Here is an 18,264-nt window from a genome sequence, read left to right on the forward strand (position 1 = left end):
CGGATCAGTCGAGGCAGAACTCGTTGCCCTCGATGTCCTGCATCGTGATGCACGACTCGTTGACACCGTCGGCGCGCTGCGTGAGCACGTGCTTCGCGCCGAGTGCCATCAGGCGGGCGCACTCGGCCTCGAGCGTGGCCAGACGCTCGTCCCCCACGAGCCCGATGCCGGCCCGCACATCGAGGTGCACCCGGTTCTTGACGACCTTGCCTTCCGGAACGCGCTGGAACAGCAGGCGCGGGGCCACCCCGGAGGGGTCGGTGCACGCGAAGTAGATCTCGTCCTCGGGCGGCAGCGTGCGGTGGTACTCCTCCCACGTGGCGAAGCCCTCCGGGGCCGTCGGTAGGACGTACCCCAGCACCTCGCACCAGAAGGCGGCCAGGCGCGCGGGTTCCGCGCAGTCGAAGGTGACTTGGAACTGCTTGATCGTTGACATCGGCGCAAGATAACAGGGCCCTGCTCGTCCGCCCGGGTCTGGGCAGCCCGTCCGCCCGCGGGCTCCGCGCTCCGTCCCGGTCGCCTCCGGGGCGGATACCGGGCGGCAGGCTGGGCACACGATGGCCATGCATCCACGGCATGCGCGTCCTCGGGGTCCCTCGTCCGGCACGGTCGGCCGGCACGTGCGCGACGGTCGGCTCATGGCCCGGCTGCGACGCAGACTCCTCGCGTACCGGGCGATCGACTTCCTGTCCACCCACCTGCCGGGCACCACCGGTCCCGACGATGAGTGCCTCCTCCTGGTGCACGCCCGACAGGTCGTCGGAGAGGTCCGCTACCGGCTGTGCCCCACCTGCGCCCGCGGGACCATCACCGCCATCGACATCCAGGAGCGGTTCCGCCGTTCCGGCCTGGACGTCCGGGCCCTTGCGCACCTGCGCTCCCGCCACCCCGGCCTGACCTGGAGCCCCCCGGTGGTCGCACCAGCCACCGACCGGCTCCGGCGCCGGCCTCGCATCTGGGCCCCGGCACCACCGGCGCCCTGTCGCCATGTGTCCGCCCCCGCCTGAGGAGGCACGCGCGCGGAGCCCTGGTCGGCCGGGTGCCCGAAGACGCGGCTCCGTTCGCGCTGGGCGTGAGGCTTATGCCCTGCGGAGAAACCCCCCTCACATGGCGCATTGCCGGGGCAAGGATCTCGGGTCGGTTCCTTTGACGTAGGAGGTGGCCTGTGGACCCGAACCCGGGGCGCGTGATGCGCTCTTCGCCGTACTGGCCGGTGATCAGTCACCCCACGCTGCGGCGGGTCCTTCCCGGGGTGGCCGTCTCATCACTGGGTGACGGCATGGCCGTGGTGGCGGTCAGTTGGCTGGCAATCCAGCTGGCACCGGCCTCCGTCCGGGGGGCCTGGGTGGCGATGGCGGCGGCCGCCTACACGCTGTCCGGGGCGGTGGGCGCGCTGCTGCTCCGGCGTTTCGTTCAGCACCGCCCGCCCGCGCAACTGGTCTGCTGGGACGCGGCGTTGCGCGCTGCCGCGTTGGGGGCCGTCCCGGTGCTGTACACCTTCGGCGCGCTCGGCATCGAGGGGTACGTGGCATTGCTGGCGGTCTCCTCCGTGCTGCATTCCTGGGGGCAGGCGGGTGTCTACACGTTGATCGCCAGGGTGCTGCCGGAACGCGATCACCTGGCGGGCAACGCCGTGCTGTCCGGTGTGGGGTCGGTCGCCACGGTGGTGGGCCCGCCGCTGGCGACGCTGCTGATCGGGTGCGGGGGCGCGGCGACCGTACTGGCCGTGGACGCCGCGACATTCCTCGTCCTGGCCGCCACCTTCCTGGTCGTCCCCAAGGGCTCGGTGCCGGAGCCGGAGGCGGGCACGGCCTCACGGTCGGCCGGCTTCGCAGTGATCCGGCGCAGTCCGGCGCTGTCCGGACTCCTCGCCCTGACCTTCGCGTTCTTCTTCCTGTTCGGCCCCGTGTACGTGGCGCTCCCGCTGCACGTGTCGGACGACCTGGGCTCCTCGGCCGGTGGGCTGGCCGCGTTCTACACGGCCTTCGGCATCGGCGCGGTGCTGGGTTCCGTGCTCACCGGCTTCCTCAACCGGTGGCGGTTGTGGCCCGCGACGGCCGGGATCGTCATCGGCTTCGGCGTGTTGATGCTCCCCCTGGGCCTGGGTGCCCCGACGGGCGTGTCGATCGTCTGCTTCGGCCTGGCCGGGCTGCTCTGGCCGCCGTACTCATCGCTGTCGACAGCGCTCTTCCAGCGCTCGGCGCCCGGCGCGCTGCTACCCCAGGCCCTCGCTGCGAGCTCCGCCGTCCGCGTGCTGTCGGTACCCCTGGGTATCGCACTCGGGGGACCTCTGACAGCCGGCCTCGGCGCCGTCGGCACGCTGCGCCTGTCCGGTGCGGGCATCGTGGTCGTCGGCCTGGTCGCCGCCTGTGCATGGGGCCTGCGGGCGGCGCGCAGGTGCCGCCGGCCGGCAGCGGGGGCCGCGGAGCCGGCCCGAGCGGGGTCGGAGGCCGGTACGGACACAGCGAAGGAAGCAGGGGCCCGGCCGTGACACCGGCGGCGGCCGGGCTCCGGGACAGCCGCATGTTCACGGGTCCGGCTACGGGCGGGGCCCGGCGGTGTCGGCCGCCACGCGGAAGCCGATGTTGCCGGTCGAGCTGTCGGGGGTGTTGGAGCTGCGGGCGGCGACGCGGTAGCGGTTGCAGTACGAGTCGTGGCAGAGGTAGGAGCCGCCGCGCATGACTCGGCTGGTGTCCGGTGCGAACCAGTCCGCACACCACTCCCATACGTTGCCGACGACGTTGTGGAGGCCGAAGCCGTTGGGGCGGAAGGACTTCGCGGACGCGGTGCCCTCCCAGCCGTCCGCCGCGGTGTTGAGGTCGGGGAAGTCGCCCCGCCAGATGTTGCACATGTACCGCCCGCCCGGGGAGAGTTCGTCGCCCCACGGGTAGCGGCGCTGCTCGAGCCCGCCGCGGGCCGCGTACTCCCATTCGGTCTCGGTGGGCAGCCGGGTGCCGGACCAGGTGCAGTACGCCTGGGCGTCGTGCCAGGAGACGTGGACGACGGGGTGGTCCTGGCGGGCGGCGAAGGACGAGCCGGCGCCCTCGGGGTGCCGCCAGGTCGCGCCGGCGACGGCCCGCCACCACGGGACGGCCGCCACGGGCGGCGAGACCGCGGCGACCTCGGCGGACAGGAACCCGCCGAAGACGAAGGAATAGCCGAAGCGTTCGGCGTCGGTGACGTGGCCGGTGGCCTTGACGAAGGCGGCGAACTGGGCGTTGGTCACGGCCGTGGGGGCGATCTTGAACGGGCCGACCTCGGCCTCCCGCACCGGACCCTCGCCGTCCGCCGGGAAGGAGTCCGGGTCGTCGGTGCCCATGAGGAACCGCCCGCCCGGCAGGTCGATCAGCCGGCGGGCGGCGCGCCGGGGGTCGGCGGGACGCCGCCGCGGTGCCGGGGCGACCGTGAGCGCGCCGGTGGCGGCGTGCGCGTCACCGGCGCCGGGGGTGCAGCAGGAAGGCATGGGGGGCTCCGTCGGATGGTGGGTGGGCGGGTGCTCCCGGGTCGGGCGGGTGCTCCCGGGCGGCGCCGGGGAGCACCCGCCGGATCGCCGCTAGGCGGTGCGGTCCGCGGCGAGTGTCGCCGCCAGGGCGGGGATGCCCAGGTTCTGTTCGTCCTGGGGCGTGGCCTGGTGGAGCTTGTTCGTCAGCTGGTACGGGTCGGCGGCCAGGTCGTAGTACTCGCGGAACTTCACCTGGCCCGTGCCCGACACCGTGCCGTTGCCGTCGGTGGTCAGGTCGTAGTACTCCGTGTACTGCTCGTCCTTGGCCACGTACGACGACCAGGTGGGCGGGCCGGCCGCGGCCGCGCCCTGCTGCCACCACTCGACCAGCAGGTGGTCGCGGCTGTACGAGGAGAGCAAGGACCGGCCGTCCACCGCGTGGGCGGGCGTGAGGCCGGCGGCGTCGAGGATCGTGGGGGCGATGTCGATGTTGGCGGTGATGCGGTCGTCCGTGGTGCCCGCGGCCAGGCCGCGGGCCGGCCAGGACAGGTAGAACGGCACCTCGTGCGCCGGCCGGTAGGGCACGGACTTCTTGGTCCAGCCGTGGTCGGCCCAGCCGAAGCCGTTGTCGGCGATGTAGATGACCAGGGTGTTCTCCAGCTGTCCGAGCGCCTGGAGCTTGTCCTTGAAAGCCTGGACGGTGTCGTCCACGGTGCGCAGGGTGCGCAGCTGTTCGGCGCGGATCTGCCGGCCGTCGGCGAGGGTGCCGGTGGCGTTGCGGACGTAGGCCGGTTTGTCGCTGCGGTCGTTCTCCGGGACGGAGGGCCGGCCGTTCCACTCCGGGACGGCGGTGCCGGCGTACTTGGGCTCCGGGGTGCGCGGGCCGTGGGAGGCGTACGGGGTCACGTACGCGAACCAGGGCCGGGAGTCGGCGGCCGCCTTGTCGAGGAAGGCCAGCGTCCGGTTCTTGATGATGTTGGTGGTGTACCCGTTGATCGTCCGGACCGTGCCGTCGACGTTCCACTGCGCGTCGACGTAGCCCGGCTGGAGCAGCGCGAACTCCTCGAAGTGCGGCGGGTTGTCGGACAGCGTCCAGGAGTTGAGCCACTTGCCGAACAGGCCGGTGCGGTAGCCGGCCTGCTTCAGGTACTTGGGGAGCGTGGTGTTCTGGTCGAGCTGGTACGAGGCCTTGTTGTTGCGGACGCCGTGGTGGTGGGCGTAGCGGCCGGTGAGCACCGAGGACCGGGAGGGCGCGCAGAGCGGGGTGGTGACGTGCCCGTGGGTGAACGTCACGCCGTGGTCGGCCAGCCAGGCCGTGGTCCTGGGCTGTGCCCACTCGGTGTGCTTGGGCTGGTCGTCGGTGACGATCAGCAGGATGTTCGGACGGGTGGCGGCCGCGGCGGGGGCGCCGGCGGCCACCTGGGCGAGCGTGGGAACCGCTGCGGCGCCGGTGGCCGCCGCCGTGCCGGCGAGGAATCCGCGGCGGCTCACCTGTGGTCTGCTGTTGTGGCTCATGGGATGTCTTCTCCTGGTTCCGCAGCTCGGGACGGGTACGGCAGATCGCCTGCCGTGAACGGGTGGCAGAGAGACGGGTGTGGGAGGTGCGGGATCGTTCACGCCACCGTGACGTGGGCCAGGGCCCAGGAGGTGTGGTCGAACGAGGTCCGGTCGTTGGCGTCCTCGACGACCAGGCGCAGGACGCGTACCCCTCGGACGTCCAGGTCGAGGCGGACCGGTCCGGTGGCGGCGGTGAGCGTGGGGGTGGTCAGCAGCAGCCGGCCGTCTCCGTAGACCTTGGCGCGGGTGGCGCCCAGGCTGCTCTGTTTGGCGGAGAAGTCGTCGATGCCGACCAGGGAGGTGAAGCGCCGGGCGGCGCCGCCCAGGTGGTAGGAGATGTCGCTGGGTGCGTGGACGCCCAGGCCCTTGGGGTACGTCGTACCGCCGAAGGCGATCGGGGGCCCGTCGCCGGCGGCGTTCTTGCCGTTCGAGGCGTCCCGTTCCACGGGTCCCCAGCCGTTGGAGGCGCTGATCCAGGGGAGGTCGGAGAGGTACGAGTCGCGGACCGGAGGGGCCGGCGCGGTCGTGACCGTGCCCGTGGCCGGGAAGTGCAGGGGCCCGGCCGGGGCGTCGGCAGTGCCGTCCGCGGTGAGCGTCCACGTGGTCGCGGCGGCGGTGCCCGGAGGCGGGGTCACCTGCCAGGAGGCGGTGAGGCGGCCGCCCGGGGCGAGCTGGTCCGCCGTGGCCGGGTTGGCCGGGGCCACGCTCCAGCCGGCGGGGGCGCGCAGGACGAGCGCGGCGTCGGTCCAGGGCCGTGCGGAGCCGTTGTCCAAGGTGGCGGTCGCGGTGAACGCCTGCCCCGGGACGGCCGGCCCGGTCAGGGCCAGCCGCGTACCGAAGGGCTTGCGGGGATAGACGTCCTGCCAGGAGGAGCGCATCAGCGCGACCAGTTCGCCGGCCTTCGCGGCGTTCTTGTCGCGGACGTTCCTGGTCTCCCCCGGGTCGGCGGCCAGGTCGTACAGCTCCACCTGCCACTTGTCGTCGGGGAGGGCGTGGTCGCGCTGGGGGGCGAAGCGCACGGCCTTCCAGTTGTCCCGGCGCACCGCCTCGGCCAGCCAGGTGGCGCGCTTGCCGTCCTGCGCGTCGGCCCGGGCGGTGACGCCCCACTCGTCGCGGAACCAGTACAAGTGTCCGTGGCGGGCCGAGTCGGCACTGCCGGCGAGCAGGGGCGCGGCGGAGAGGCCGTCCACGTCGGTGGGGGCCGGGGCGCCGGCGAGCTCGGCCAGGGTGGGGAGCAGGTCGGTCAGCGGGGTCGGCCGGTCGCTGGTACCCGGCCGGACGCGGCCGGGGCCCCAGGCGACGAGGGGGATGCGCACTCCGCCCTCGTAGAGGTTGCGCTTGTAGCCGCGCAGCGGGCCGTTGGCGTCGAAGAGGTCGGGGTTGACCCCGCCCTCCTCGTGGGGGCCGTTGTCGCTGGTGACGAGGACGATGGTGTCCTGCTCCAGGCCGCGGGCGCGGAGCCGGTCGACAACCTTGCCGACCAGCGCGTCGAAGAAGCCGACCTGGGCCGCGTGCCCCTTGTCGGCCGCGCTCCAGGGGCGGTCGGCGTAGGCGCCGGTGTCGGGCACGTCGCTGGGCGCGTGCGGCACGTTGGGAGTGAGCAGGAGCAGGAACGGCTCGTCGGCGTGGCCGTCGATGAACTCCAGGGCGTGCCGCTCCAGCAGGTCGGGGGCGTACACGGCCTTGGCACCGCCGGCGTTGGCAGGGATGGGCTCCTTGGTGTCGTTGTGCCAGAGGTATTCGGGGTAGTACTCGTGGGCGTGGCCGTGGGTGATGTAGCCGTAGAACTCCTCGAAGCCGCGGGCGGCCGGATGGCTGTCCTGGCCGGCGGCCTCCGGTCCGAAGCCCCACTTGCCGATCACGGCCGTCCGGTAGCCGCGGGCCCTGAGCACCTGGGCGAAGGTGGTGTCGGTGGCGGTGAGCGATCCCTGCCCGCCGGCAGAGGGGTTGGCGCGCACGGTGGAGTGGCCGGTGTGCAGTCCGGTCAGCAGGGAGCAGCGGGAGGGGGCGCAGACGGCCGCGGTGGAGTAGGCGTCGGTGAAGCGCAGCCCCTCGGCGGCGAGCCGGTCCAGTCGGGGCGTGCCGATCAACCGCTGTCCGTAGGAGCCGAGTTCGCCGTAGCCGAGGTCGTCGGCCAGGACGACGACGACGTTCGGGGGCCGGCGGACCTGGCCGGCCGCCGGGGGCGCCACCGCGGCCGCCGCCTGCCCCGGCCCGGCGGCGGTGGCGGTGGTCAGACCGAGCGCGGCGGTCGAACCGGCCAGGAAGGTGCGGCGGCTGGACATGGGTGGGCGCTCCTCGACGGCGGCTGCGGGTGGTCAGCCGATGATGGGGCGGCCGACCGGGCCGGGGCCATGCACGGGGCATGAAGAACGTGTGACGGCGCCGGAAAGGCAACCGCGGCCGTCTGACCGGCACTTGGAGCCGTGTGAGGCATCCGGGCGCGTCCTCGATGTTGCCGCCGCATGGCGAGCTCGTGGCAGTCGCGCCGCCGGCCGTCCGGACGGCTGAAAAGTGCCTAGCATCCCCGGCACGGCCCCGCTCCCCCACCGACTCCGCGGCCCGTGCCCCTTCCGCCCCAGTCAAGGACCAGTCCCGCCATGAGCGTTTCCACCGCCCTCAGCGTCGGCGAAGCCCAGGCCCGCCTGCACGAGCTGACTCCCGTCGACGTCCGGACCCCGGGCGAGTACGCCTCCGGCCATCTGCCGGACTCCCTCAACATCCCGCTCGAGCGGGTCGAGCAGAGCCTGCCCGAGCTCCGGCAGGCCGCCGAGCGGGGCGGCCTGCTGCTGGTGTGCGCCTCCGGAGCCCGCGCCGGACGGGCCGCGGCGGCCCTCGCCGAGCACGGGGTCCCGGCGGCCACCCTGGACGGCGGCACCACCGCCTGGACGGCCGCCGGCCATGGTCTCAGCCACCCGCCCGGCCCGGTCCGGGCCGTCTGGAGCATGGAACGCCAGGTCCGCTTCACCGCGGGCGCCGTGGTGCTGCTCGGCCTGCTCCTCGGGCTGCTCGTGCACCCGGCCTTCCAGCTGCTGGCCGCGGCGATCGCCGCGGGCCTGGTGTTCTCCGCGCTCACCGACACCTGCGGCATGGCGGTGGTCCTGGGCCGGCTGCCGTTCAACCGCCGGGGCAGCGGGGGCCAGCCGTGACCGAGCCCGCGCAGGCGTCCCTGGCCGAGTCGGTCCGCCCGGCCGGGCCCGCCGGCCCGTCCGGACGGTCCGGTCCGCCCGCTCCGGCGGAGCGGGTGCTGCCGTTGCGGCGGCCCGGCCGGTGGGTCGCCACCGTCGTCGTACTGGTGCTGGCCGCCCAGGCCGCGCACGGACTTCTGACCAACCCCTTCTACCAGTGGGACCGGTTCGCGTACTGGGTGACCCGGCCGGTGATCCTGGACGGGCTGCTCATCACGCTCCAGGTGGCCGCGTACAGCGCGGTGCTGGGGCTGCTGGGCGGCATCCTGCTGGCCCTGGGCAGGCTGTCGGCCAGCCCGGTGCTGCGGACGGTGAGCTGGACGTACATCTGGCTGCTGCGCTCGGTGCCGCTGATCGTCGTCCTGCTCTTCCTCTACAACCTCAGCGCCCTGTACCCCACGCTGAGCCTCGGGGTGCCGTTCGGGCCGGCCTTCGTCACCTTCGACGAGTCCAAGCTGGCCACCGACATGACCGTGGCCGTGGTGGGACTGGGCCTGGCCGAAGCGGCGTACGCGGCGGAAGTGGTGCGGGCCGGGCTGCTCTCCGTCGACCAGGGCCAGCACGAGGCGGCGGCCGCGCTCGGGCTGCCCGCCCGGTACCGGTTCACCCGGATCGTGTTCCCGCAGGCCCTGCGCGCCATCGTGCCCGGTTACGTCAACCAGCTGATCGGGCTGGTCAAGGCCACCTCGCTGGTGTTCTACGTGTCCCTGCTGGACCTGTTCGGCTCGGTGCAGAGCCTGGGTGCCACCTATCCCGGGGACGTGGTGCCGCTGCTGCTGGTCGCCACCGCCTGGTACGTGGTCCTGACCAGCGTCGTGTCCGTCGTGCAGTTCTACGTGGAGCGGCACTACGCGCGCGGCGCGCTGCGGACCGTACCGCCCACCCCCCTGCAGCGGGCCCGGGCCGGCCTGCGCGAGCTGCGGGCCCGCTTCGTGAAGGAGACCGCACGATGACCGCCACCGCCACCACGGGTCCGCCCGCCGGCATCGAGGTGCACGACGTGCACAAGTGGTACGGGGACCGACGGGTTCTGGACGGGGTGAGCCTGCGCGTGCGGCCGGGCACGGTCACCGTGCTGATCGGGCGCTCGGGCTCCGGCAAGTCGACGCTGCTGCGGGTCGTCAACCACCTGGAGAAGCCCGGGGCCGGACACGTCAGCGTGGGCGGCGAGCTGATCGGCGTACGGCGGCACGCGGGGCGGCTCAAGGAGCTGAGCGAGCGCGCGATCCTCGCCCAGCGCGGCCGGATCGGCTTCGTCTTCCAGAACTTCAACCTCTTCCCGCACCTGACCGCCCTCGACAACGTGGCCGCGGCGCCGGTGGCGACCGGCCGGCTGTCCCGGCCCCAGGCCCGGGCTCTCGCCCGTGAGCTGCTGGACCGGGTGGGGCTGGGAGCACGGGCCGACGCCTACCCGCGGCAGCTCTCGGGCGGGCAGCAGCAGCGGGTGGCCATCGCCCGCGCCCTGGCGCTGCGGCCCGGCGTCATCCTCTTCGACGAACCCACCTCCGCGCTCGACCCGGAGCTGGTCGGCGAGGTGCTGGCCGTCATCAAGGACCTGGCCGGCGGCGGGACCACCCTGCTGATCGTCACGCACGAGATGGGCTTCGCCCGCGAGGTGGCCGACGAGGTCGTCTTCCTGGACGACGGCCGGATCGTCGAACAGGGCCCGCCCGAGCAGGTCCTGGACGACCCGGTCCACCCGCGGACCAGGGAGTACCTGAGCAAGGTGCTCTGACCGCCCCCCTCCCCCGAACCTGCGTCGGACCTCCCACGGTCCGTCGCGCACCTCCCCACGAACCGAAGGAACGGCACGCCATGCACCGCCTGACACCACTGGGCAGAGCCCTCACCACCGCGGCCGCCGCCGCGACCCTCCTCGCCGGGCTCACCGCCTGCGGCGAGGACGACAAGGCCGGCGGGGCCGGCGCTCCGGCCGGCCCCGGCACGGTCACCGTCGGCGCCCTCTCCAACGGCGCCGCACAGCAGACGGACCTCACCGTCCCCGTCGACGCCGCGCTCCGGGCCAAGCTGCCCGAGGCCGTCCGGTCCCGGGGCGAACTCGTCATCGGGGTGGGCGCGCTGCCCGTCGGGTTCGCGCCGCTGGCGTACGTCGGCACCGACCAGAAGACCCTGACCGGAGCGGAGCCGGACCTCGGGAGGCTGGTGGCCGCCGTGCTCGGGCTGAAGCCGGTGGTGAAGAACTTCACCTGGGAGAACCTGTTCGTCGGCATCGACAGCGGCAAGGTCGACGCGGCCTTCACCAACGTCACCGTCACCGAGGAGCGGAAGAAGAAGTACGAGTTCGCCTCGTACCGGCAGGACAACCTGGCCTTCGAGGTGCTGAAGGACAGCACCTGGAACTTCGGCGGCGACTACCGCAACCTCGCGGGGAAGAAGGTCGCGGTGGCCCGTGGCACCAACCAGGAGAAGATCCTCCTGGAGTGGCAGACGAAGCTGCGTGCCGAGGGCAAGGACATCGACGTCAAGTACTTCCCGGACAGCAGCAGCACCTACCTGGCGCTCAGCGGCAAGAAGATCGACATCACCTTCGTGCCCAACCCGTCCAGCGCCTACCACATCACCCAGACCGCGGGGAGCGCCAAGCCGACCCGGAACGCCGGACAGTTCTCCGGTGCCGGGGAGACCTTGCAGGGGCTGATCGCCGCGACCGCGAAGAAGGACAGCAAGCTGGCGGCACCCGTGGCGGCGGCGATCAACCACCTGATCAGCAACGGGCAGTACGCGAAGCTGCTGACGGCCTGGAACCTGTCCGCGGAGGCCGTGAAGACCTCCGAGGTCGACCCGCCCGGCCTTCCCCTGACCAACTCCTGAGCCGCCGCCGATGCCCTCACACATCCTGGACAACCCGGCGTGGGCCTCGCTCCGCGGTGCCCATGCCGGGTTCGCCGCACCGACTCCGCAGGGCGGCGGCCGCGCCGCCCGCTACCGCGACGACGTCTCCCCCTTCGCGGCCCTCGCCGACCCCGGCGACCCCCGCGCCTGGCAGGACCTGCACGCCCTGGCCGGCCCCGGTCAGGTCGTCCTGCTCACCGGCCTGCTGGACCCGCCCGACGGCTGGGAGGCCGTCGGCTCGATCCCCGGCGTCCAGCTGGTCGACAGCGCATTGCGCGCCGAGCCCGCGCCCGAGGCGGTGCGGCTCGGGCCGGCCGACGTGCCGGAGATGCTCGACCTGGTCGCCCGCACGCAGCCGGGCCCGTTCCTGCCCCGGACCGTGGAGCTGGGCGGGTACCTCGGGATCCGCCACGAGGGCCGGCTGGTCGCCATGGCGGGAGAACGGCTGCGGCCGCCCGGCTGGACGGAGATCAGCGCGGTGTGCACCGATCCCGGGCACCGGGGCCGGGGGCTGGCGACCCGGCTGGTACGGGCCGTGGCCGCGGGCATCCGGGAGCGCGGGGAGGTGCCGTTCCTGCACACCGGGGCGGGCAACACCGGGGCGATCCGGCTCTACGAGTCGATCGGCTTCACGCTGCGCCGGCGGCCGCTGTTCCTCGCGGTCCGGACTCCGGGCAACAATGCTGCCAAATTCCCTTAATACTGCGGTCGTTGTGCCGCACATTCATGCGGCGTAGCGTTTTTCACCAGGCGGCCCCGAAGGCCATTGCGGCCCGGATTTCCCGCGCTCCCTTTTCGTCACCCACTTCGTGGTCGATCAGAAAGGCGTTTCCCGACGTGTCCGAACTGCACCTCGCCGTCGCGCTGGACGGCGCCGGCTGGCACCCGGCGGCCTGGCGGGAACCGGGCGCCCGGCCCGCCGACCTGTTCACGGCCCGGTACTGGGCCGACGCGGTCGCCGAAGCGGAGGCCGGGCTGCTGGACTTCGTCACCTTCGAGGACGGCCTGGCCCTCCAGTCGTCCACGGTGGCGGAGCCCGACGCGCGCACGGACCGGGTGCGCGGGCGGCTGGACGCGGTGCTGACCGCCGCCCGGATCGCGCCGCTGACCCGGCACATCGGGCTGGTCCCGAGCGTGACGGCCACCCACACCGAGCCCTTCCACATATCGAAGGCGATCGCCACGCTCGACTACGTCAGCCGGGGCCGGGCGGGGCTGCGCGTACAGACCACCGGACTGCCCCACGAGGCACGGCACTTCGGGCGCCGGGAGTTCCCCGTGCCGGTGGGCGAGCTGGCCGCGGAGGCCGCCGACCACGTGGAGGTGGTGCGGCGGCTGTGGGACAGCTGGGAGGACGACGCGGAGATCAGGGACGTGGCCACCGGCCGGTTCGTCGACCGCGACAAGCTGCACTACGTCGATTTCCAGGGACCGCACTTCAGCGTCCGCGGGCCGTCCATCACCCCGCGGCCGCCCCAGGGCCAGCCCCTGGTCACCGCCTCGGCCGGCGCGGTGGCCCCCCGGGCCGGTCTGGTCGACCTCGTCTACGTCACCCCGCGCGACCTGGAGGAGGCGCGGGCGGCGACCACCGTGCTGCCGCCGCCGCCCGGCCCCCGGCACGTCTTCGCCGACCTCACCGTCTTCCTGGACGAGGACGGCCCCGCGGCCGCCGCCCGCCGCGACCGGCTCGACCGGCTCGCCGGCGCCCCGGCCCCCACCGACGCCGCCGCGTTCAGCGGGACCCCCGCCGAGCTCGCGGACCTGCTCCAGGAGTGGCAGGGGGCCGGCCTGACCGGCTTCCGGCTGCGCCCGGGCACGCTCGCCCACGACCTGCCCGCCATCACCCGCCTGCTGGTCCCCGAGCTCCAGCGGCGCGGCGCGTTCCGGAGCGGCTACCAGGCCTCCTCGCTGCGCGGGCGGCTGGGACTGGAACGTCCCGCCAACCGCTACGCCGCCCTCTCGGCCTGAGGCCGGACCCGGAACCGGAAGGACACCATGAGCACCAAGCCGCTCAAGCAGATCCATCTCGCGGCCCACTTCCCCGGGGTCAACAACACCACGGTGTGGAGCGACCCCGCGGCCGGCAGCCACATCGAGTTCGACTCCTTCGTGCGCTTCGCGCAGACCGCCGAGCGCGCCAAGTTCGACTTCCTCTTCCTCGCCGAAGGGCTGCGGCTGCGTGAACAGGGCGGTCAGATCTACGACTTGGACGTGGTCGGGCGGCCCGACACCTTCACCGTGCTCGCCGCGTTGGCCGCCGTCACCGAACGCCTGGGCCTGACCGGCACCATCAACTCCACCTTCAACGAGCCCTACGAGGTGGCCCGGCAGTTCGCCAGCCTCGACCACCTCTCGGCCGGACGCGCCGCCTGGAACGTGGTCACGTCCTGGGACGCCTTCACCGGGGAGAACTTCCGCCGCGGCGGATTCCTGGCCCGCGAGGACCGTTACAGCCGCGCTCAGGAGTTCCTGGCCACCGCGACCGAGCTGTTCGACTCCTGGGACGGCACCGAGATCGCCGCCGACCCGGTCTCCGGCACCTTCCTGCACGACGAGGCCGCCGGGGCCTTCGCGCACCGGGGCCGCCATTTCGACATCGAGGGCCGCTTCAACGTGCCGCGGAGCCCCCAGGGCCGCCCGGTGGTCTTCCAGGCCGGCGACTCGGACGAGGGCCGCGAGTTCGCCGCCGCCCGCGCCGACGCCATCTTCGGCCGGTACGCGACCCTGGAGGAGGGCCGGGAGTTCTACGCCGACGTCAAGGGCCGCCTGCCCCGGTACGGCCGCCGCCCCGAGGAGCTGCTGATCCTGCCGGCCGCCACCTTCGTCCTGGCCGACACCGACGCCGAGGCGCGCGAGCTCGCCCACGAAGTGCGCCGCGCCCAGGTCAGCGGGGCCACCGCCCTCAAGTACCTGGAGCACGTCTGGAACCGCGACCTGTCCGGCTACGATCCGGACGGGCCCCTCCCCGACGTCGACCCCGACCCCGGCGAGAACACCATCGCCCTCGGCCGGGCGAGCGTGCGGCAGTTCGGCGACCCGCTGGCCACGGCCCGGCAGTGGCGCGAGCTCGCCGAGGCCAAGAACCTCTCGATCCGCGAGCTGGTGATCGCCACCACCGCCCGGCAGACCTTCGTCGGCTCGCCCACCACCGTCGCCGAGGCCGTCAACGACCTCGTCCAGGCGGACGCCGCCGACGGGTTCATCCTGGTCCCGCACATCACCCCGGACGGGCTGGAGGGGTTCGCCGACACCGTGGTCCCCCTCCTCCAGGAGCGCGGCGTCTTCCGCAGCGAGTACAGCGGCACCACCCTGCGCGACCACCTCGGCCTCGGCCTGCCGGCCGGCGACCGGCAGGTCTCGTGAAGTTCCTGGCCATCACCCTGATCGTGCACGCCCCGGACCCGGTCACGGGCGAGCTGACCCCCGTCCGCCGGCGGTTCCGCGAGGTCGTCGAGAGCGCGGTGACGGCGGAGGAGCTGGGCTTCGACGGCTTCGGGGTCGGCGAGCGGCACGAGCGGCCGTTCCTGTCCTCCGCACCGCCGGTGGTGCTCTCCCACATCGCCGCCCTGACCCGCCGGATCCGGCTGTTCACCGCCGTCACGACGCTGAGCCTGCTCGACCCGGTCCGGGCGTACGAGGACTACGCGACGCTGGACCACCTGTCCGACGGGCGGCTGGAGCTGATGATCGGCAAGGGCAACGGCACGGCGCAGCGGGAACTGTTCCACGTCACGCCCGAGGACCAGTGGGAGCGCAACGCCGAGGGGTACGCGCTGCTGCGGCGGCTCTGGCGCGAGGACCGGGTGAGCGCCGAGCCCCGCTTCCGGCCGTCGCTGCGCGACGCCGAGGTGCTGCCCCGGCCGGGCGGGCGGCCGCCGCGGGTCTGGCACGGCAGCGCGACCAGCCGGGAGTCCGTGGAGCTGGCGGCCCGCTACGGCGATCCGCTGTTCTCCGCCAACGTCACCCATCCGATCGGCCCGTACGCCGAGCTGGTCCGCCACTACCGGGAGCGCTGGGAGCACTACGGGCACGACCCGGCGCTCGCCGTGGTGGGCGCGGGCACGGCCGGCTTCCACACCGCGCGCACCTCGCAGCGGGCGGTGGCGGCGTACCGGCCGGCGTTCGAGCAGTACCTCGCCTTCCACAAGCAGGCGGGCCTGGAACCGGTCTTCCCGGACCTGGACGACTTCGTGGCGCGCAGCTCCGCGCTGATCGGCAGCCCCCAGCAGATCGTCGAGAAGGTGCACCGCTACCACGAGGAGTTCGGCCACACCGTCCTGCACCTGCAGGCCGAACCGGGCGGGCTGCCACCGGCCGCCCACCGCGCCTCGCTCGAGCTGTTCCAGGCCGAGATCGCGCCGGTGCTGCGCCGCGAGATCCCCGATCCCCCCTTCGCCGATCTGTAAGGAGACCTGGCCATGTCCGGCATCCCGCTCGGGGTCCTCGATCTCATCCCGATCCCCTCCGGCTCCACCGCCGCCGACGCCCTGCACCACACCATCGACCTGGCCCGGCAGACGGAGCAGCTGGGCTACGCCCGCTACTGGTTCGCCGAGCACCACCTCAACCCCGGGGTCGCCGGGACCTCCCCGGCCGTGGTGCTGGCCCTGACCGCCTCCGCCACCTCGACGATCCGGATCGGCTCCGGTGCCGTACAGCTCGGCCACCGCACGGCGCTGTCCACGGTCGAGGAGTTCGGCCTGATCGACGCCCTGCACCCGGGCCGCCTCGACCTGGGGCTGGGCCGCTCGGCGGGCCGGCCGCCGCAGCGGGCCGCGGAGGCGGAGCCCTTCGTCGGGTACACCCCGAACGGGCTGCGCATCCCGGAGCGCTTCTCCTTCGCGCACCTGCTGGGCCATCCCCGGATCGCGCTGCAGCAGAAGCTGCTGAACCTGCCCGGCGCGAAGCCGCAGGACTACGGCGAGCAGGTCGACGACGTGCTGGCGCTGCTGCGCGGCGAGTACCGGACCGCGGAGGGCGTCGAGGCGCACGCCGTGCCCGGCGAGGGGGCCGACGTACAGGTGTGGGTCCTGGGCAGCAGCGGCGGCCAGAGCGCCGAGACGGCCGGCCGCAACGGCCTTCGGTTCGCGGCCAACTACCACGTCAGCCCGGCGAGCGTGCTGGAGGCGGCGGAGGGCTACCGGGCCGCGTTCAAGCCCTCCACCGAACTGGACCGGCCGTACGTGAGCGTGTCCGCGGACGTGGTCGTGGCCGAGGACGACGCCACGGCCCGCGAGCTGGCCGCCGGGTACGCGCCCTGGGTACACAGCATCCGCACCGCCGAGGGGGCCATCCCCTTCCCGTCCCCGGCCGAGGCCCGGGCGCTGACCGCCGCCTGGACGGACGCCGACCACAAGCTGGTGGCCGACCGGGTGGAGACCCAGTTCGTGGGCTCCGCGCGGACCGTGGCCGACCACCTCGAACGCCTCCAGGAGGCCACCGGCGCCGACGAGCTGCTGATCACCACGATCACCCACGACCACGCCGACCGGGTCCGCTCCTACCGCCTCCTGGCGGAGGAGTGGCACCGCCGCTGACGCCCACGTCCCCACCACCAGGGTCGGCGCAGCCCTTCACCCTGCTCCGCGAGCGGTTCCGAACCCCCGGACCCGACCCGGGCGGGGTCCGGCTGCGGCGGCGGCCGGGGCATGAGTGAGGATGGCAGTTCCTTCGGAACGCGCACGTCCGCTCCGCGTGGCCGCGCAACAACACGACCTGAATGGTGACACGGTGACGACACAGCAGATACGGCTGCCCGCTGCGGCCAGCTCCCTGGTCCTCGACGCGGCGGGGGCGGGACGGTGACCCGGGACCTGGTGCTGCACGACTGGGTGGTGGCCGGTATCGCGCTGGCCTCCGGCTGCGCGGCCGCTCTGGTGCTGCGGACCCTGATGAAGTGGCTGGGCAAGCACGCGAGCCGGACCAAGTGGAGCGGGGACGACGTCATCGTCGACGCGCTGCGCTCCATCGTCCCCTGGGCCGCCGTGATCACCGCCGCCGCGGTGGCCGCTTCGATCCTGCCGCTCACCGCGCGGGTCGGGGGCCTGGTCGACCAGTCGCTGACGGCGGTACTCATCGTCATCGCCACGCTCAGCGCGGCCCGGGTGGTGGCCGGGCTGGTGCAGTCGGTGGCCGCGTCCCGCACGGGCGTCGCGGCGTCCGCGACCATCTTCGTCAACATCACCCGGATCGTGGTGCTGACGATGGGCGTCCTCGTGGCCCTGGAAACCCTCGGGGTGTCCATCGCCCCGCTGGTCACCGCCCTGGGGGTCGGCGGTCTGGCGGTGGCACTGGCCCTGCAGGACACGCTCGCCAACCTCTTCGCGGGCGTGCACATCCTCGCCTCGAAGACGGTCCAGCCGGGTGACTACATCCGGCTCACCAGCGGGGAGGAGGGGTACGTCGTCGACATCAACTGGCGCAACAGCGTGGTGCGCAACCTGTCGAACAACCTGGTGATCATCCCCAACGGCCGCCTGGCGCGGACGAACATGACGAACTACTCCCAGCCCGAGCAGAAGCTGTCCATCCTGGTCCAGGTCGGAGTGGGCTACGAGAGCGACCTGGACCACGTGGAGAAGGTCACCCTCGACGTGGTCGACAGCGTGATGGCCGACATCAGCGGCGGCGTGCCGGACCACGAGGCCGCCGTCCGCTTCCACACCTTCGCGGACTCCCGGATCAACTTCACGGTCATCCTCGGCGTCGGGGAGTTCAGCGACCAGTACCGGATCAAGCACGAGTTCATCAAGCGCCTGCACCAGCGGTACCGGACCGAGGGCATCTCGATCCCCGCGCCCACCCGCACGATCTCGCTCCAGCAGGAAGACGCGGGCCCTACCCCCGCTCCGCTCCCCCCGTTGCCCCACCAGCGGGACGCCTCGCCCGACCTCCTCGCCGACCGGCGCCGCTAGCGCCCGCGGGCCGGCCGAGACGACGTCAGGCGACCGCACCCGCCTCCTGCCCGGACCGGGTGCGGATCGGCCTGTCCGGGAGGTGCGGCGAGCCGGTGGCCGCCGGCGTCCCGAGCGAACGCCATCCGTCCCATGTGCCTCCCGAGACGGCCCGCCAGCCGGTCGGGCAGCTCCGTGCGACCGGGTGCGAGCACCCTCCCAAGGCCCGCCGCCCGGGGCCCCCGGCGGGGGGCCGGGCCATGTCCCAACGGCGGCCGTCCCGCGGGACGGCCGCCGGCCGGGACCCACGAGACGCGCTGGGACGGTCACC

16 protein-coding genes are annotated in these 18,264 nt (G+C 73.4%); 12 read left to right on the forward strand and 4 right to left on the reverse strand.

Annotated features, from left to right (window positions below; translation table 11 throughout):
• Nucleotides 1-4: 4 nt before the first annotated feature.
• Nucleotides 5-436: a VOC family protein gene (locus AB0O40_RS10430; protein WP_365037888.1), complete on the reverse strand. Its 432-nt coding sequence runs from the start codon at nucleotides 434-436 to the stop codon at nucleotides 5-7.
• 202 nt (nucleotides 437-638) lie between these two features.
• Between AB0O40_RS10430 and AB0O40_RS10435 the strand changes: the two genes are divergently transcribed.
• Both AB0O40_RS10435 and AB0O40_RS10440 read left to right on the forward strand, forming a co-directional pair.
• Nucleotides 639-1,007, forward strand: a complete 369-nt coding sequence (locus tag AB0O40_RS10435; RefSeq protein WP_365037891.1) for a hypothetical protein — start codon at nucleotides 639-641, stop codon at nucleotides 1,005-1,007.
• 182 nt (nucleotides 1,008-1,189) lie between these two features.
• Nucleotides 1,190-2,491, forward strand: coding sequence for an MFS transporter (locus AB0O40_RS10440; RefSeq protein ID WP_365037894.1), 1,302 nt, complete (start codon nucleotides 1,190-1,192; stop codon nucleotides 2,489-2,491).
• Nucleotides 2,492-2,539: 48 nt separating this feature from the next.
• Here AB0O40_RS10440 and AB0O40_RS10445 read toward each other — a convergent pair whose 3' ends face one another.
• The 3 genes from AB0O40_RS10445 to AB0O40_RS10455 form a co-directional block, all read right to left on the reverse strand.
• Nucleotides 2,540-3,463 (reverse strand): formylglycine-generating enzyme family protein, encoded by a 924-nt coding sequence (locus AB0O40_RS10445; protein WP_365037896.1) that lies wholly within the window; start codon nucleotides 3,461-3,463, stop codon nucleotides 2,540-2,542.
• 90 nt (nucleotides 3,464-3,553) lie between these two features.
• Nucleotides 3,554-4,957 carry a sulfatase gene (locus tag AB0O40_RS10450; protein WP_365037899.1) on the reverse strand — a complete coding sequence of 468 codons (1,404 nt, stop codon included), beginning with the start codon at nucleotides 4,955-4,957 and terminating at the stop codon, nucleotides 3,554-3,556.
• Nucleotides 4,958-5,055: 98 nt separating this feature from the next.
• Nucleotides 5,056-7,284 (reverse strand): sulfatase-like hydrolase/transferase, encoded by a 2,229-nt coding sequence (locus AB0O40_RS10455; protein ID WP_365037902.1) that lies wholly within the window; start codon nucleotides 7,282-7,284, stop codon nucleotides 5,056-5,058.
• Between the two features lie 315 nt (nucleotides 7,285-7,599).
• On the opposite strand from AB0O40_RS10455, the gene AB0O40_RS10460 reads away from it, so the two are divergent.
• The 10 genes from AB0O40_RS10460 (at nucleotide 7,600) to AB0O40_RS10505 (ending at nucleotide 17,954) form a co-directional block, all read left to right on the forward strand.
• On the forward strand, nucleotides 7,600-8,148 hold the full coding sequence (locus AB0O40_RS10460) for a rhodanese-like domain-containing protein (RefSeq protein ID WP_365037905.1): 549 nt from the start codon (nucleotides 7,600-7,602) through the stop codon (nucleotides 8,146-8,148).
• The gene (locus AB0O40_RS10465) at nucleotides 8,145-9,140 is read left to right on the forward strand and encodes an ABC transporter permease subunit (protein ID WP_365037908.1); all 996 of its coding nucleotides are present in this window, start codon (nucleotides 8,145-8,147) and stop codon (nucleotides 9,138-9,140) included. The genes AB0O40_RS10460 and AB0O40_RS10465 overlap by 4 nt, the downstream gene beginning before the upstream one ends.
• Entirely contained in the window at nucleotides 9,137-9,922 is a 786-nt protein-coding gene (locus tag AB0O40_RS10470) for an amino acid ABC transporter ATP-binding protein (protein WP_365037911.1), read from the forward strand. Before AB0O40_RS10465 ends, AB0O40_RS10470 begins: the two co-directional genes overlap by 4 nt.
• Before the next feature lie 80 nt (nucleotides 9,923-10,002).
• Nucleotides 10,003-11,019 carry a transporter substrate-binding domain-containing protein gene (locus AB0O40_RS10475; RefSeq protein ID WP_365037914.1) on the forward strand — a complete coding sequence of 339 codons (1,017 nt, stop codon included), beginning with the start codon at nucleotides 10,003-10,005 and terminating at the stop codon, nucleotides 11,017-11,019.
• 10 nt (nucleotides 11,020-11,029) lie between these two features.
• Nucleotides 11,030-11,740: a GNAT family N-acetyltransferase gene (locus tag AB0O40_RS10480; RefSeq protein ID WP_365037917.1), complete on the forward strand. Its 711-nt coding sequence runs from the start codon at nucleotides 11,030-11,032 to the stop codon at nucleotides 11,738-11,740.
• A 137-nt stretch (nucleotides 11,741-11,877) separates the two neighbouring features.
• A complete protein-coding gene (locus AB0O40_RS10485) occupies nucleotides 11,878-13,008 on the forward strand; it encodes an LLM class flavin-dependent oxidoreductase (RefSeq protein ID WP_365037920.1) in 1,131 nt (376 codons plus the stop codon).
• Between the two features lie 27 nt (nucleotides 13,009-13,035).
• A complete protein-coding gene (locus AB0O40_RS10490; protein ID WP_365037923.1) occupies nucleotides 13,036-14,403 on the forward strand; it encodes an NtaA/DmoA family FMN-dependent monooxygenase in 1,368 nt (455 codons plus the stop codon).
• On the forward strand, nucleotides 14,400-15,446 hold the full coding sequence (locus tag AB0O40_RS10495; RefSeq protein WP_365037926.1) for an LLM class flavin-dependent oxidoreductase: 1,047 nt from the start codon (nucleotides 14,400-14,402) through the stop codon (nucleotides 15,444-15,446). The genes AB0O40_RS10490 and AB0O40_RS10495 overlap by 4 nt, the downstream gene beginning before the upstream one ends.
• 12 nt (nucleotides 15,447-15,458) lie before the next feature.
• Nucleotides 15,459-16,577 carry an LLM class flavin-dependent oxidoreductase gene (locus AB0O40_RS10500; protein ID WP_365037929.1) on the forward strand — a complete coding sequence of 373 codons (1,119 nt, stop codon included), beginning with the start codon at nucleotides 15,459-15,461 and terminating at the stop codon, nucleotides 16,575-16,577.
• Nucleotides 16,578-16,841: 264 nt separating this feature from the next.
• Nucleotides 16,842-17,954 carry a mechanosensitive ion channel family protein gene (locus tag AB0O40_RS10505; RefSeq protein ID WP_365037932.1) on the forward strand — a complete coding sequence of 371 codons (1,113 nt, stop codon included), beginning with the start codon at nucleotides 16,842-16,844 and terminating at the stop codon, nucleotides 17,952-17,954.
• Nucleotides 17,955-18,264: the final 310 nt, after the last annotated feature.

This window comes from Streptomyces sp. NPDC089919 (assembly GCF_040684615.1).
Taxonomy (GTDB): domain Bacteria; phylum Actinomycetota; class Actinomycetes; order Streptomycetales; family Streptomycetaceae; genus Streptomyces.